Source organism: Thalassotalea sp. G20_0 (assembly GCF_017744175.1).
GTDB lineage: Bacteria > Pseudomonadota > Gammaproteobacteria > Pseudomonadales > Endozoicomonadaceae > Endozoicomonas.
This window is the reverse complement of the sequence record NZ_JAGHQV010000535.1, coordinates 1-520: the sequence shown is the minus strand read 5'-3', so window position 1 is coordinate 520 and position 520 is coordinate 1. Positions and strand designations below refer to the sequence as shown.

General features: G+C 49.6%; 1 protein-coding gene. It reads right to left on the bottom strand.

From position 1 onward, the window contains the following. Positions 1-123: 123 nt before the first annotated feature. On the bottom strand, positions 124-520 hold a 397-nt coding region (locus J7438_RS27425; RefSeq protein WP_209279166.1), incomplete at its 5' end, for a helix-turn-helix transcriptional regulator.

Sequence of the window (520 nt, the reverse complement as noted above, 5' to 3'; positions counted from 1 at the left end):
CCCACAAACCATCCTTATGGCATTTCGGGCAGATGCCATCCCGCAGGTATTTTGGATTCTTGGTGTCTTTAAACCGGAGCTGCTTGTCACCCTTCAGTTTTTCCAAAATGTGTTCAACCAGGATCATGCGGCAGCACCTGATTTTTCAGATTTGGCGATACGGCGGGCCTCTGCGAGCAGGCGCTCATGATCATCTGGTACGGATTTGGAAATGCGCTGGGCCTGCACCATCAGGTATTCCTGTTCACGGAGGTGCGGGTTGTCCTCATAGATCCGGGCATTGATCATGGAGGTAGGCCAACGTTGTTGACCGCTGACATCGATCGGTGCAGGGAATGACCCTTTTTTCAGCCAGCCTCTCAGCGTGTTCCGGTGAATTTTCAGGCGGTGGCAAACTTCATCCATGGTCAACATTTCATCCCGTTTGATGTCAAAGGGAAGTGGTTCATAAAAGCAGTCCAGGACTTTTGTCAGGTCTCTGAGGATATTTGCTATTGCATTTTGGTTCATAATTATGCAC